The 14,427-nt window shown below is 64.3% G+C and carries 17 protein-coding genes; 16 read left to right on the top strand and 1 reads right to left on the bottom strand.

Going from position 1 to position 14,427, the window contains the following annotated elements; translation table 11 throughout:
* The 5 genes from rpsK to dld all read left to right on the top strand — a co-directional run.
* On the top strand, positions 1–277 hold a 277-nt coding region (gene rpsK, locus VGV07_RS09490), incomplete at its 5' end, for a 30S ribosomal protein S11 (RefSeq protein ID WP_326868458.1).
* Positions 278–380: 103 nt separating this feature from the next.
* Positions 381–1,400 (top strand): DNA-directed RNA polymerase subunit alpha, encoded by a 1,020-nt coding sequence (locus VGV07_RS09495; protein WP_326868459.1) that lies wholly within the window; start codon positions 381–383, stop codon positions 1,398–1,400.
* A gap of 65 nt (positions 1,401–1,465) precedes the next feature.
* Complete coding sequence (gene rplQ, locus VGV07_RS09500; protein WP_055996351.1) at positions 1,466–1,894, top strand: 50S ribosomal protein L17; 429 nt, start codon at positions 1,466–1,468, stop codon at positions 1,892–1,894.
* A gap of 114 nt (positions 1,895–2,008) precedes the next feature.
* Positions 2,009–3,052 carry an NAD-dependent epimerase/dehydratase family protein gene (locus VGV07_RS09505; protein WP_326868460.1) on the top strand — a complete coding sequence of 348 codons (1,044 nt, stop codon included), beginning with the start codon at positions 2,009–2,011 and terminating at the stop codon, positions 3,050–3,052.
* 1 nt (position 3,053) lies between these two features.
* Positions 3,054–4,766 (top strand): D-lactate dehydrogenase, encoded by a 1,713-nt coding sequence (dld, locus tag VGV07_RS09510; RefSeq protein ID WP_326868461.1) that lies wholly within the window; start codon positions 3,054–3,056, stop codon positions 4,764–4,766.
* 193 nt (positions 4,767–4,959) lie between these two features.
* Here the strand turns inward: dld and VGV07_RS09515 are convergent, their stop codons facing one another.
* Positions 4,960–5,496, bottom strand: coding sequence for an AAA family ATPase (locus VGV07_RS09515; protein ID WP_326868462.1), 537 nt, complete (start codon positions 5,494–5,496; stop codon positions 4,960–4,962).
* A gap of 192 nt (positions 5,497–5,688) precedes the next feature.
* On the opposite strand from VGV07_RS09515, the gene VGV07_RS09520 reads away from it, so the two are divergent.
* From VGV07_RS09520 to VGV07_RS09570, 11 genes are all read left to right on the top strand, one after another.
* A complete protein-coding gene (locus VGV07_RS09520) occupies positions 5,689–6,654 on the top strand; it encodes an NAD-dependent epimerase/dehydratase family protein (protein ID WP_326868464.1) in 966 nt (321 codons plus the stop codon).
* Between the two features lie 44 nt (positions 6,655–6,698).
* Entirely contained in the window at positions 6,699–7,526 is an 828-nt protein-coding gene (locus VGV07_RS09525; RefSeq protein ID WP_326868465.1) for an AraC family transcriptional regulator, read from the top strand.
* A 2-nt stretch (positions 7,527–7,528) separates the two neighbouring features.
* Positions 7,529–7,930, top strand: coding sequence for a hypothetical protein (locus tag VGV07_RS09530; RefSeq protein ID WP_326868466.1), 402 nt, complete (start codon positions 7,529–7,531; stop codon positions 7,928–7,930).
* A gap of 56 nt (positions 7,931–7,986) precedes the next feature.
* Positions 7,987–8,367 carry a GFA family protein gene (locus VGV07_RS09535; RefSeq protein WP_326868467.1) on the top strand — a complete coding sequence of 127 codons (381 nt, stop codon included), beginning with the start codon at positions 7,987–7,989 and terminating at the stop codon, positions 8,365–8,367.
* 112 nt (positions 8,368–8,479) lie between these two features.
* Positions 8,480–9,754, top strand: a complete 1,275-nt coding sequence (eno, locus tag VGV07_RS09540) for a phosphopyruvate hydratase (RefSeq protein WP_326868468.1) — start codon at positions 8,480–8,482, stop codon at positions 9,752–9,754.
* Between the two features lie 48 nt (positions 9,755–9,802).
* Positions 9,803–10,408, top strand: a complete 606-nt coding sequence (locus VGV07_RS09545; RefSeq protein ID WP_326868469.1) for a nucleotidyltransferase family protein — start codon at positions 9,803–9,805, stop codon at positions 10,406–10,408.
* A 218-nt stretch (positions 10,409–10,626) separates the two neighbouring features.
* A complete protein-coding gene (locus tag VGV07_RS09550) occupies positions 10,627–11,022 on the top strand; it encodes an FtsB family cell division protein (protein ID WP_326868470.1) in 396 nt (131 codons plus the stop codon).
* A 126-nt stretch (positions 11,023–11,148) separates the two neighbouring features.
* Positions 11,149–12,159, top strand: a complete 1,011-nt coding sequence (gene pdhA / locus VGV07_RS09555; RefSeq protein ID WP_326868471.1) for a pyruvate dehydrogenase (acetyl-transferring) E1 component subunit alpha — start codon at positions 11,149–11,151, stop codon at positions 12,157–12,159.
* Between the two features lie 10 nt (positions 12,160–12,169).
* Positions 12,170–12,505, top strand: a complete 336-nt coding sequence (locus VGV07_RS09560) for a hypothetical protein (RefSeq protein ID WP_326868472.1) — start codon at positions 12,170–12,172, stop codon at positions 12,503–12,505.
* The gene (locus tag VGV07_RS09565; RefSeq protein WP_326868473.1) at positions 12,506–13,894 is read left to right on the top strand and encodes a pyruvate dehydrogenase complex E1 component subunit beta; all 1,389 of its coding nucleotides are present in this window, start codon (positions 12,506–12,508) and stop codon (positions 13,892–13,894) included.
* A gap of 5 nt (positions 13,895–13,899) precedes the next feature.
* Entirely contained in the window at positions 13,900–14,352 is a 453-nt protein-coding gene (locus tag VGV07_RS09570) for a nucleoside deaminase (protein WP_326868474.1), read from the top strand.
* Positions 14,353–14,427: the final 75 nt, after the last annotated feature.

Consider the following 14,427-nt stretch of genomic DNA (forward strand, 5'->3'; position numbering starts at 1 on the left):
GGGCAACACCATCTCCTGGTCGTCCTCGGGCGTGATGGGTTTCAAGGGTTCGCGCAAGTCGACCCCGTATGCCGCCCAGGTTGCGGCTGAAGACGCGGCCAAGAAGGCCCAGGAACACGGCATGAAGACCCTCGAGGTCGAAGTGCGCGGTCCTGGTTCGGGCCGTGAATCGGCGCTTCGCGCGCTGCAGGCTGCTGGCTTCAACGTCACCAGCATTCGCGATGTTACCTCGATCCCGCACAATGGTTGCCGGCCGCGCAAGCGTCGCCGCGTCTGACCTCCGTTACGGTTGATCTCCCGGCGCGCCCCTCGCGCCGGGATAGGTACATTGCATAGCGGACAGGCGGTCAGGCGGACCGCCAATTTGAAAGGACACCACCGTGACCATCCAGCGGAACTGGCAGGAACTCATCAAGCCGACCAAACTGGACATCGTTTCGGGCAGCGACAGCGTGCGCACGGCTTCGGTCGTGGCGGAGCCGCTTGAGCGCGGCTACGGCCTGACGCTCGGCAACGCTCTGCGTCGCGTGCTGCTGTCGTCGCTCCAGGGCGCGGCCGTTACCGCGATCCAGATTGACGGTATCCTGCACGAATTCTCGTCGCTTCCCGGCGTGCGTGAAGACATTACCGACCTCGTGCTCAACGTCAAGGAAATCGCCCTCAAGATGGGTGGCGAAGGTCCGAAGCGTCTGACCCTCACCAAGCAGGGCCCGGGTGCGGTCGTTGCCGGCGACATCAAGGTCTCCGGTGACATCGAAGTGCTGAACCCCGAGCTGGTGATCTGCCACCTCGACGATGGCGCCGAGATCAACATCGAGTTCACCGTCAACACCGGCAAGGGCTACGTGCCGGCCGACAAGAACCGTCCCGACGACGCTCCGATCGGCTATATCCCGGTCGACGCGCTGTTCTCCCCGGTCCGCCGCGTCTCCTACAAGGTTGATGCGACGCGCGCCGGCGAGAGCCTCGACAAGGACAAGCTGACCCTGACCGTCGAAACCAATGGCGCCATCTCGCCGGAAGACGCCGTGGCTTACGCCGCGCGGATCCTGCAGGACCAGCTGTCGGTGTTCGTCAACTTCGAAGAGCCCACCAAGGAGAAGACCGCGGACACTGTCCCGGAACTCGCCTTCAACCCGGCGCTGCTCAAGAAGGTCGACGAGCTCGAGCTCAGCGTCCGTTCGGCGAACTGCCTGAAGAACGACAACATCGTCTATATCGGCGATCTCATCCAGAAGACCGAAGCCGAGATGCTGCGCACGCCGAACTTCGGCCGCAAGTCGCTCAACGAGATCAAGGAAGTGCTGGCTCAGATGGGCCTGCACCTCGGGATGGATGTGCCGAACTGGCCGCCTGAGAACATCGACGATCTGGCCAAGCGCTACGAAGATCATTATTAAGCCGGCCAACACAAACAGCCGCTAACCGCCCGTCGTGAGACGCCCGGGCCTTAGGGAGTAACAAAATGCGCCACGGTAATTCGAACCGTAAGCTCAACCGGACCTCTGCTCATCGCAAGGCCATGTTCGCCAACATGTCGGCATCGCTGATCAAGCACGAGCAGATCGTGACCACCTTGCCTAAGGCCAAGGAACTGCGTCCGATCGTCGAGAAGCTGATCACGCTGGGCAAGCGCGGCGACCTGCATGCGCGCCGCCAGGCCATCGCCCAGATGCGCGATGAGACCCAGGTGCAGAAGCTCTTCGCCACCATCGGCCCGCGCTACAAGGATCGTAACGGCGGCTACATCCGGATCCTCAAGGCCGGCTTCCGCTACGGCGACAACGCCGCTCTCGCGGTGATCGAGCTGGTCGACCGTGACGTCGATGCCAAGGGCCTCGACTCCGGTCCGGTCGAGGCACGCGAGACCGACGACGAAGCCGCCGCGGCGTAAGCCCGAGGTTATCGGTAAGGTTCAGAGGCGGTCCGGCTTGTCCGGGCCGCCTTTTCGTTTGACCGGGGAATGTAATCGACGCCGTAATGGCGAGACTCGTTTGGGGAGAGTGGAATGTCGGATCAGGGCCTCATCCTCGTGACCGGTGCGACCGGTTTCGTCGGCAAATGGGCGGTGCTGGAACTGCTGAAGGCCGGGCATCGCGTTCGCGGCACGGTGCGCTCGCTGGGGCGCTCGGAGGAGGTTCGGGCGACGCTGGGCGCGGCACTCGGGCAGGGCGCCCTCGACCGGTTGGAACTGGTCGAAGCCGACCTCCTCGACGACAGGGGCTGGACGGAGGCCATGCAGGGCGTGGCGACGGTCATGCACATCGCCACTGCCATCCGGGCCGATGAACCCAAGGACCAGAGCCTCGTCATCCGCCCGGCACTCGAGGGCACCCAGCGGGTGTTCCGCTTCGCCAACGCCGCCGGCATCAAGCGCATCATCATGACCTCGTCGATCGCCACGGTCGGCTATGGCCATGGCCAGACCAGCGGCCGGCGGGTCTATGACGAGACCTACTTCACCAACCTCGACAACATGCGCTGGACCTGGGCCTATTGCATCGGCAAGACCAAGGCGGAGCAGTTCGCCTGGGCCTTTGCCAAGGAACACGGCATCGGGCTCACGACGGTGCATCCGGGCGCCATCATCGGCCCGGCGCTCGACAAGGATGCGAGCATCTCGCTGCAGTTGGTCTCGGGCCTGCTGAACGGCTCGACGCCCGCCATGCCGTCCAACGGCTTCTCGATTATCGATGTGCGCGACGTGGTGGCGCTGCATCTCGCGGCCCTCGACAACCCCGAGACCATCGGCCAGCGCTACCTTGCCACCGCCGAGTACGTACCGTTCCCCGAGGTGGGGAACATCCTCCGCGCCGCTCACCCGGAATGGAACGTCACCAGCAAGACCGTGCCCGACTGGATCATCAAGGTGATCGCGGCGTTCGGTGGGCCGGCACGCCAGATCATCAACGACATCGGCAATGAGAAGGTTTTCGATGGCTCGAAAGGTGAGAAACTGTTGGGCCGCAAGTTCATTTCCGCCAAGGATTCGATCCTTGCCACCGCAGACAGCGTCATCCGCCTCGGCATGGTGAAACAGAAGACGACCTGACGTGCCCATACCAAACCTGATCGACGATCTCCGCGCCGCCGTCGGGCCCCGCCACCTCATAACCGGCGATCGGCAGACTGAGCGCTACCGTCGCGGCTTTCGCTCCGGCGAGGGTGACGCGGTTGCCGTCGCAAAGCCCGGCACGCTGCTGGAGCTGTGGCGGGTCCTGGAGGCAACCGTCCGGCATGACGCCATCGTCATCATGCAGGCCGCCAATACCGGGCTCACCGAGGGTTCGACCCCCAGCGGGCACTACGATCGCCCGGTCGTCGTGGTGAACACGCTGCGCCTGGCCGATATCCAGTTGCTCGATGGCGGCAAGCAGATCGTCAGCTTCCCCGGCAGCACGCTCGACAAGCTCGAGAAACTGCTGAAGCCGATCGGCCGACTGCCGCATTCAGTGATCGGCTCGTCCTGTCTCGGCGCCTCGATCGTCGGCGGCGTTTGCAACAACTCGGGCGGTTCGCTGGTGCACCGCGGGCCGGCCTATACCGAGTTGTCGCTGTTCGCCCGGATCGGCGCCGACGGCCGGCTCGAGTTGGTCAACCATCTCGGCATCGAGCTCGGCAGCACCCCCGAGGAAATCCTCGGTCGGCTGCAGGCGGGCGACTACGCCGCCGAGGACGTACTGCACAATGTCGGGCTCGCCTCGGACAGTGAGTACGCCCAGCGGGTGCGTCAGATCGATGAGCCCTCGGCTGCGCGCTTCAACGCCGATCCACGCCGGCTGCACGAAGCGGCCGGCAGCGCCGGTAAGGTGGCGGTGTTTGCCGTGCGGCTCGACACGTTTGAAAAGCAGGGCGCCGAGCAGGTATTCTACATCGGCACGAATGACGTCGCGGTGCTGACCCAACTGCGCCGCGAGTTGCTCAGCCTCGAGGCGCTGCCAGTTGCCGGTGAGTACATGCACCGCGATATGTTCGACGTGGCCCGCAGCCATGGCAAGGACACGTTCCTTGTCATTCAGCGCTTCGGCACCGAGGTGATGCCGACCTTCTTCAACCTGAAGGGCAGGGTGGACGCCACGCTCAACAAGTTGCCGCTGCTGCCAAAGCAGCTTTCGGATCGCATCCTGCAGGGCCTGAGCCGGCTGTTCCCCGAGCACCTGCCGCGGCGTCTGCTCGATTATCGCGATCGTTTCGAGCATCACCTGATGCTGCGCATGTCCGGGGACGGCATCGCCGAAGCCGAAGCGCTGCTGCAGCGGATGTTCGCCGATGGCGCCCGTGGCGCCTACTTCAGGTGCACGCCCAAGGAAGGCGCGCAAGCCTTCCTCCACCGCTTCGCCGCCGCCGGTGCGGCGATCCGCTACGCGCTGATGCACGAGAAGACCTCGGGCGGCCTGTTGGCGCTCGACATCGCGCTCCGTCGCAACGATCAGGACTGGTATGAGAACCTGCCGGCGGAGATCGACAGCCAGCTCGAGCTGAAGCTCTACTACGGCCACTTCCTCTGCCACGTCTTCCATCAGGACTATGTGCTGAAGCAGGGCGCCGACCCGCATCGAGTGAAGGACGCCATGCTGGCCGTGCTCGACCAGCGCGGCGCGCAGTACCCGGCCGAGCACAATGTCGGCCACGTCTACGCCTCACAGCCTGAACAGCGGGCCTTCTTCCGCGCGCTCGATCCGACCAACAGCTTCAACCCGGGGATTGGCGACGACTCGAAGCACCGGCACTATGCGGGCGATCATCACCACGACCACGCGCACTGAAGGCCTGGCCCAGAACGAACGGCGGCGCGAGCCGACCCCCACCCTTGATCCCTCCTCCTAAACAAGGGGAGGGAGGCGATAGCCTCCATGTCGGAGGGAGCGTCTCCCTCCCCATATTCAGGGGAAACGGGGAGCGGACAGGGGTGGGGGCGGTAGCCACCGGGCTTGCGCCCCGACAAGGATCCCCAACCGCTCAGCGCACCAGCCCCCACTCGGCATAGAGCCGCTTGAGCTGGCGCATGGAGTCGATTTCGACCATCGGCAGCCCGACAGCGCGGAGCCGGTCCCGATCGCGTTGCCGCCGCGTGGGTTGGACGATCAGTATCCACCGGATCATTTCCCACTTGAGGCTGTCGCGGTTACCGGCCAGCGCGCCGACGCGATCCTTCTGGAACAGGGTGCGCCACAGGTAGCGGCGAAAGTTCGCCCAGTGGTGGTCATGGAGCAGGATAAGCCCGGTGGCCCGGGCGAGCCTCTGCGGCATCAGGCTCGAATAGTTGCCGTCCATCACCCAGCGCTCGTTGTGGATCGCCGCATCGTGCAGGGCGCGGAACTCGTCATCCGGGCGCTGCACCCAGTTGGTGTTCGGCAGGTGTCGGAACAGGTCGACGTGGAACGGCTCGGCTCCGATCTTGTTCGCCAGCGCCACGGCCAGCGTGGATTTGCCGGAGTTCGATGGCCCGCAGATCATGATGCGTTCGCCCAGCGCCGAGAGTGGCAGCACGTCCATTTCAGCCCCCGATGTTGCATTGACCCCGGCTCCGGGGGACGCGGCTTATACTGCATCGGGCTCGACTAGGCGAGCGCTCGATACCACTGCCGAGACGCTGAAGTAAGCAGCTATCCACCGTGGCTTAGCTGCGGCTAGAATGCTGGGAGGGCGGGGCGATGTGCACCGCCCTTTCGTTCGTGGAGGAGCGTCATGGCCAAGGTCGTCATCATTGGAGGCAGCGGCCATGTCGGCACATACCTCGTGCCGCGCCTGGTCGATGCGGGGCACCAGGTCGTCAACGTCACCCGCGGCCAACGCAAGCCTTACGCGCCGAATGCCGCCTGGGGCAGGGTAGAGACTGTGCTCATCGATCGCGACGCCGCCGAACATGAGGGCAGCTTCGGCGCCGCCATCGCTGCGCTCGAAGCCGACATCGTCATCGACATGATCTGCTTTGTCCTGCCACGGGCCCAGCAACTGGTGGAGGCGCTGCGCGGCAGGGTGCAGCACTTCATCCATTGCGGCACCATCTGGGTCTACGGCCACAACACTGCGGTGCCGGCGACCGAAGATCAGCCGCTCAACCCTTTCGGCGAGTACGGCACGCAGAAGGCGGCGATCGAGACCTACCTGCTCGACGAAGCCCGCCGCCGCGGCTTCCCCGCCACCGTCTTCCGTCCCGGTCACATTGTCGGTCCGGGTTGGGCGCCGCTGAATCCGGCCGGACATTTCAACGCCGAGGTGTTCTCCAGGATTGCGCGCGGCGAAGAACTGGCGCTGCCGAACTTCGGGCTCGAGACCGTCCACCACGTGCACGCCGACGACCTGGCGCGGCTGATCATGGCGATCATCGCCAACCGCTCGACTGCGGTGGGCGAAGCGTTCAACGCAGTCTCGCCGCAAGCCATCAACCTGCGCGGCTATGCCGAGGCAATGTACCGCTGGTTCGGCCAGGAGCCGAAGCTCAGCTACCTGCCGTTCGAGCAGTGGAAGCTTGGGCAGGACCCGGACGAGGCCAATGCCACCTGGGAGCATATCGCGCGCAGCCCCAGTCATTCCTCGGAGAAGGCTCGGCGCCTGCTCGGCTACAGCCCACGCTATTCCTCGCTCGAGGCCGTGCAGGAGGCTGTCAGCTGGCTGATCGACAACGGCAAGGTGGCAAGTCCGCAAGACTAGTGAAATCGGCTCGTGGCATGTCGGGGCTCATCACGAGGTAAGCCATGACCCAGAGCTACGAAGACCGCATCAATCGCGTCACCGCCTACATCTACGAGCATCTCGACGAGCCGCTCGATCTCGAGCGCCTCGCCGATGTGGCGGCCATGTCGCCCTGGCACTGGCACCGGGTCTACTCGGCGATGCGCGGCGAGACTGCCGCCGCCGCAGTACGCCGCCTGCGCCTGATGCGCGCTGCCAACGAACTGGCCAACTCGGAGGCGTCGGTCGAGGCGATCGCCCGGCGCTCCGGTTATGACAACGTCCAGTCTTTCACCCGCATCTTCGCCGAGGCCTATGGCATGCCTCCGGCCCGCTATCGCCGCGAGGGCAGCCATACGGCCTTCAATCCGGCACAGAACGGTGCCCCCACATCCCATTACGACGTGGAGGTGCGGCATGTCCCCGCCATGACCATCGCCACCGAACCGCATGTCGGGGACTACATGAACATCGGCATGGCGTTCGACCGGCTGTTCGGGCGCCTCGGTACGGCGGGCCTTGTCGACCAGCACACCCGGATGTTCGGGGTTTACGGAGATGACCCCAGCGCCAAGCCGGTCGACTCGCTTCGTTCAATGGCTGCCGCGACGCTCAGTGAGAAGGCGGCAGGTGTCTCGATCGTCGAAACGCGCGCCGGCGACTATGCCGTGCTCCGCCACAAGGGGCCGTATGCCGATATGCGGGCCGAGTACAACTGGCTGTTCGGCACCTGGCTGCCGCAGTCCGGCCGCGACCTCGCCGATGCGCCGGTGCTGGAAGAGTATCTCAACAGCCCCCGCGACACCGCGCCCTCCGAACTGTTGACCATCCTCTACCTGCCGCTGGTGTGATCATGGCCAAGTCCTGGACCGACAAGCTCAATGCCCCGGCCGCGCCAGTGGTGAAGCCCGCTCCCGTCACTATCGCCGGCATGCGGGCCGGCCAGATCATGCTGGTCCCCACGGCTCGGATGATTGCCGATTTCATGGCGTCGATCCCGCCCGGCGATACCGTCGACATCATGGCCATGCGCCGGCAACTTGCCGAGCGCCACCATGCCGAAATCACCTGTCCGATCTACACCGGCTATCACCTTCGAACCGTGGCCGAGGCGGCCCTCGAGGCCTATGCCGCCGGCCTGCCCATCGAGGCCATCACCCCGTTCTGGCGGGTGCTCGATGAGCAGAGCCCGACGACCGGCCGGCTGCCGAATGGCGTGGCGTTCGTCGCGGCGAGACGGGCGGCGGAAGGCTGAGCCTTCTCCACGCGGGCGGTCCCGGCTATCCTGCCGGAAACCCGGAAGGAGCGGCCATGCATAGGGGTTCATGTCTTTGCGGAGCGGTCCGCTTCGAGGTTGCGGGCGATCTGACACCGCCCACCGCCTGCCATTGCACCAAGTGCCGCAAGCATACCGGACACTACGAGGCCGGCACCGATGTGCTGAAGGCCGACCTTGTTGTCTTCGGCGAGGAGAAGGTCGGCTGGTATCAATCATCCGAGAAGGTGCGCCGCGGCTTTTGTACGTTGTGCGGTTCGTCGCTGTTCTTCGATCCGATCCACCACAAGCGCATCGGCATCTACATGGGCGCGTTCGACACCCCCACGAACACGCATCTCGCCATGCACATCTTCGTCGCCGACAAGGGCGACTACTACGACATCGCCGACGGGCTGCCGCAGAACCAGCAATGAAGGCTTTGCGGGCAGGGGGCAGCGAAATTTTCTCCCTGTCCCCCTTCACTGTGTCATGTCGCTTCTCTAACAAGGGCCGAGCAATCGATTGCACGGATAAGGGGTCACGCACATGTCTACCATCATCGACATCACCGGCCGGCAGGTCTTCGACAGCCGCGGCAATCCGACCGTCGAGGTGGACGTGGTGCTCGATGACGGCAGCTTCGGCCGCGCCATGGTGCCCTCGGGCGCGTCGACCGGCGCTCACGAGGCCGTGGAACTCCGCGATGGCGGCAAGCCGTTCCTCGGTAAGGGCGTCACCAAGGCCGTCGATTTCGTCAACACCGAGATATTCGCCGAGATCCAGGGCCTCGACGCGCTCGACCAGATCGGCGTCGATCGCGCCCTGATCGAGCTCGATGGCACGCCGAACAAGTCGCGGCTGGGCGCCAACGCCATTCTCGGTGTGTCGCTGGCCGTCGCCAAGGCCGCCGCCGAATCGAGCGAGTTGCCGCTCTACCGCTATGTCGGTGGCCCCAACGCCCATGTGCTGCCGGTGCCGATGATGAACATCATCAATGGCGGCGCCCATGCCGACAACCCGATCGACATGCAGGAGTTCATGATCCTGCCGGTCGGCGCCGAGAGCATGGCGCATGCGGTGCAGATCGGCTCGGAAATCTTCCACACCCTGAAGAAGGGTCTCGCGGCCGACGGCCACAACACCAATGTCGGTGACGAAGGCGGCTTCGCGCCGAACCTCAAGTCCGCCGAAGCAGCGCTCGAGTACATCGTCAAGTCGATCGAGAAGGCTGGCTATGCCGCCGGCAAGGATGTTTATCTCGGCCTCGACTGCGCCTCGACCGAGTACTTCAAGGGCGGCAAGTACGCCATGGAAGGGGAGGGCAAGACGCTGTCGTCCGAGGACAACGCCAAGTTCCTCGCCGGCCTGGTCGACAAGTTCCCGATCATCACCATCGAAGACGGCATGGCCGAGGACGATTGGGAGGGTTGGAAGGCGCTCACTGACCTGCTTGGCAAGAAGGTGCAGTTGGTCGGCGACGATCTGTTCGTCACCAACACGGAGCGACTCCGCTCCGGCATCAAGATGGGGGTCGCCAACTCGATCCTCGTCAAGGTGAACCAGATCGGCTCGCTGTCCGAAACCCTCGACGCCGTCGATACCGCGCACCGCGCTGCCTATACCTCGGTGATGTCGCACCGCTCGGGCGAAACCGAAGATTCGACCATTTCGGACCTCGCGGTCGCCTGCAATTGCGGGCAGATCAAGACCGGCTCGCTCAGCCGATCCGACCGGCTGGCCAAGTACAACCAGCTGATCCGTATCGAAGAGCAGCTCGGCACCTCGGCCAAGTATGCCGGCCGCAGCATTCTGAAGGCCTGAGCCAAAACCCTGACACGCGACGGTAGCTGAATCAGCTACCGTCTCGTGATGACCAACCACCTCAGATTTGCGGGCCAGCCCGACGCCGCCCAGGCTGAGGCACTGCGCGCTATCATCCGCGCCACGCCACTGCTGACCGATGTGCTGGAGCGATTGCCGGCGCTGGGCCTGCCCGACAGCTGGTTGGTCTCGGGCGCCATCTACAACACGGTCTGGAACCATCTGACCGGGCGGTCGCCGCTCACCGGTATCAACGACATCGACCTGTTTTACTTCGACGCGTCCGACCTGAGCTATGAGGCGGAGGACCGCGCCATCAAGGCCGCTGACCGGATCTTCGCTGGCCTGCCATTGCCGGTGCAGTTGCGCAACCAGGCCCGCGTGCACCTCTGGTATCCCGAACGCTTCGGCGAAGCCTATCCGGCGCTGAACTCGTCGCGCGAAGCCATCGATCGTTTTGCGTCGCTTACCCACGCGGTCGGTGCGCGTCTGGATGGCAAAGGGGAGATCGAGCTCTACACCCCCTTCGGTCTCGACGACCTGTTCAGCTTCCGCCTCGTGCCGAACCGGCGGATGAACAATCGCGCGACACATGAGAAGAAGGCGGAGCGGGCACGGGGCGTATGGCCGGAGATTGTGGTCGAGGCTTGGTAAGGCCTACTGATAGAGACGGCCCCCTCCCGGCCTCCCCCATAAAGGGGGAGGTGAAGAGTCGAGCTTGTGTCTCGATCGTGCCAAGCACACCGGCGGAGCACCTCCCCCTTTATGGGGGAGGCCGGGAGGGGGCCGTCTCTCTCAGTCTGCACCCCGCAACCACCCGTTAAGCCGCGGTGAACTATAAAGCCTGCAATCGAACAAGGCGAAGCTCGTCCATGCCCACTCGTTTGAAACGCCCCGCCTTCTGGCGTCACGTCGCCCTCGCGCTGGGGTTGATCGCCTTTCAGGGCTATCTCGGCTACAGTGTGGTCACCGGGCAGTTCGGCATCGAGAGCCAGGATGTGCTCGAGGCCGAGATCGATGAGCTGAACGCCAAGTCCGGGGCGCTACAGGCCGAGATCGACTCGTTCCGCCACCGGATCGATCTGTTCCAGACCACTCGGATGGACCCGGACCTGGTGTCCGAGCGCGCGCGGGCGCTGCTCTCGATGGCCCAGCCCGACGATATCGTTGTGATGGTCAATCCGGCAAACGGTAAACCGCTTTCAAGTTCATCTGCTGCGTCAACTACAGATCAGTTAAGCGGAATTATCGAAGACGGCATAGACTGATAGCGTCGTTTCTTCATACGCGACGCGGATTCGCCTCCGTCACATTATTGCGCTAAGCTCTGCCGGTTCGCGGCCTTCCGCCGTGCGACAACGAAGCGGCATATCCATATTCCGGAGCTCTCGCCCATGGCGCGTAAAGCGGCGGCCAAAACGGCCCAGTCCAACGTCCCCGAACTCACCAAGGAACAGGAACTCGCCGCCTACCGCGAAATGCTGCTCATCCGCCGCTTCGAGGAGAAGGCCGGCCAGATGTACGGCATGGGCCTGATCGGCGGCTTCTGCCACCTCTATATCGGCCAGGAAGCCGTGGTCACCGGCGTCACCATGGCGTCGAAAAAGGGCAAGGACGCCCAGATCACCGGCTACCGCGACCATGGCCACATGCTGGTCATGGGCCTCGACCCCAAGGGCGTCATGGCCGAGCTGACCGGCCGCCAGGGCGGCCTGTCGAAGGGCAAGGGCGGCTCGATGCACATGTTCTCCAATGAGCACCGCTTCTATGGCGGCAACGGCATTGTCGGCGCCCAGGTGTCGCTCGGCACTGGTCTCGCGTTTGCCAGCAAGTATCGTGGCGACAACACCGTTTCGATTTCCTATTTCGGCGACGGCGCGGCCAACCAGGGCCAGGTCTACGAGAGCTTCAACATGGCCAAGCTCTGGAACCTGCCGGCCGTCTACATCGTCGAGAACAACCGCTACGGCATGGGCACCTCGGTCGAGCGTGCCTCCGGCCAGCCGGATTTTTCGAAGCGCGGCATTTCCTTCGGCATCGAGGGCGAGCAGGTCGACGGCATGGACGTGCGGATGACCTATGACGCCGCCAAGCGCGCCATCGAGCATGCGCGCTCGGGCAAGGGCCCCTACATCCTCGAGATGCTGACCTATCGCTATCGCGGCCACTCGATGTCGGATCCGGCGAAGTATCGTTCCAAGGACGAGGTCTCGACCATGCGCGCCGAGCACGATCCGATCGAGCAGGTGAAGCAGCGCATCCTCGAGAAGCGCTACGGCACCGAGGAAAGCCTCAAGGAACTCGAAACCGAAATCCGCGCCATCGTCACCGAAGCGGCCGATTTCGCCACCTCCGATCCGGAGCCGGCGGCTTCGGAGCTCTGGACCGATATCTACGCGGCATGAGGCGCATCCGATGGCCGGCGCGCTCATCGCTGTGGTTGTCGTCGCCGCAGCCGGCGCCTGGCTGGTGGCGCTGATGGCGGGGCTGCAGATCGTGGCGCTGACACCGGCCGGTCACCGGTGGAAGAGCTGGTTCGCCTTGGGCGGCTGGCGCTTCGGCGAGATTCGCGCCGCGGCTGGTGCCGGGGTCGAGCCGCATATCCGGCGCTACCGGATGGCCTTTCTGGTCTTCATGCTGGCGGTGATCGCCGGCGCCGCTGCCGGCGTCCTGCTCGCCACCGAGCGGCAGAACAATACACATGAGGACCAAGCTGTCCTCGCCAACCCATCCTCCAGTCTGGAGAGCTGAATGCCCACGATCCTGATGCCCGCCCTCTCGCCGACCATGGAAGAGGGGAAACTGTCGAAATGGCTGGTCAAGGAAGGCGACACGGTAAAGCCCGGTGACGTATTGGCCGAGATCGAAACCGACAAGGCGACCATGGAAGTCGAGAGCGTCGATAGCGGCGTGGTCAGGAAGATCATCGTCCCCGAAGGCACCGAAGGCGTTAAGGTGAACGAGCCGATCGCCCTGGTGCTCGACGAGGGTGAGAATGAAGGCGACAGCGGCCCGCAGGCCGCGCAGATGAAGCCGATCGATGTGGCGCCGGTCAAACTCGAGTCGACCGATACTGTACCGGCGGCGCCTGCCGGCGTGCCGCCGGTCGCCATCCTCGAGGCTGCCTCTGATCCCGATCTGCCTGAAGGCGTCGAGATGGTCGAAATGACCGTCCGCCAGGCGTTGAACGAGGCAATGGCCGAAGAGATGCGCCGCGACAAGGACATCTTCCTCATGGGCGAGGAAGTGGCCGAGTATCAGGGCGCCTACAAGATCAGCCAGAACCTGTTGCAGGAATTCGGTCCGCAGCGCGTCGTCGATACCCCGATTACCGAGCACGGCTTTGCCGGCCTCGCGGTCGGCGCGGCGTTCGCCGGCCTCCGGCCGATCGTCGAGTTCATGACCTGGAATTTTGCCATGCAGGCGATCGACCAGATCATCAACTCGGCCGCCAAGCAGCTCTACATGTCCGGCGGCCAGGTCACGGCGCCGATCGTCTTCCGTGGCCCGAACGGCGCTGCCGCCCGCGTCGGCGCGCAGCACAGCCAGGACTATTCGGCCTGGTATAGCCACGTGCCCGGCCTCTATGTCGTCGCGCCTTATAGCGCCGCCGACGCCAAGGGCCTGCTCAAGGCAGCGATCCGCTCCAACAACCCGATCGTCTTCCTCGAGAACGAAATCCTCTACGGTTCGACCGGCCTCGTGCCCAAGGTTGACGACTACGTGCTGCCGATCGGCAAGGCCCGTATCGCCCGGCAGGGCAAGGACGTCACCATCGTCTCGTTCTCGATGGGCATGCGCTACGCCACCCAGGCCACCGAGAAGCTGGTCGCCTCCGGCGTCGATGTCGAACTGATCGACCTCAGGACCCTCCGTCCGATGGACACCAAGACGGTGATCGAGTCGGTGAAAAAGACCGGTCGCCTCGTCACCGTCGAGGAAGGCTGGCCGCAGGGTGGCATCGGCGCCGAGCTCTCGGCCGTCGTCACCTCCGAGGCGTTCGACTATCTCGACGCCCCGCCGACCCGCGTTACCGGCAAGGATGTTCCGATGCCCTACGCCGCCAACCTCGAGAAGCTGGCCTTGCCGAGCGTCGACGAGGTCATCGCGGCGGTGAACGCTGTGACCTACAGGAGCTGACCCTGATGGTTGCGCAGGCAGAGCTCGATCGGAAGTTCCTCGACGCAGCCTACGAGGAGGCCCAGCTGGGCCTCTCGGAGGGCGGTATCCCGATTGGCTCGGTGCTGGTGCGCAATGGCGAGATCATCGGCCGTGGCCATAACCGTCGCGTGCAGAAGGGCGATCCGATCCTGCATGGCGAAATGGATGCGATCCAGAACGCCGGCCGGCAGCGCACCTACAAGGATGTGACCTGCTACACCACGCTCAGCCCCTGCATGATGTGCACCGGCACCATCATCCAGTTCGGCATTGCCCGCGTGGTCGTCGCAGAGTCGAAGAATTTCAAAGGCTTCCAGGATGTCCTGTCACTGGCCGGCGTTGACGTGGTGGATTACCACGAGCAGCGCTGTGAGCACATGATGGCGGATTTCATCGAGAAGCATCCGCAACTCTGGAACGAAGATATCGGCGAGTAAGGCACCATGAGCATCAACATCACCATGCCCGCGCTCTCTCCCACCATGGAAGAGGGCAAGCTCGCCAAGTGGCAC

The sequence above is a fragment of the Devosia sp. genome (assembly GCF_035944845.1).
Classification (GTDB): domain Bacteria; phylum Pseudomonadota; class Alphaproteobacteria; order Rhizobiales; family Devosiaceae; genus Devosia_A.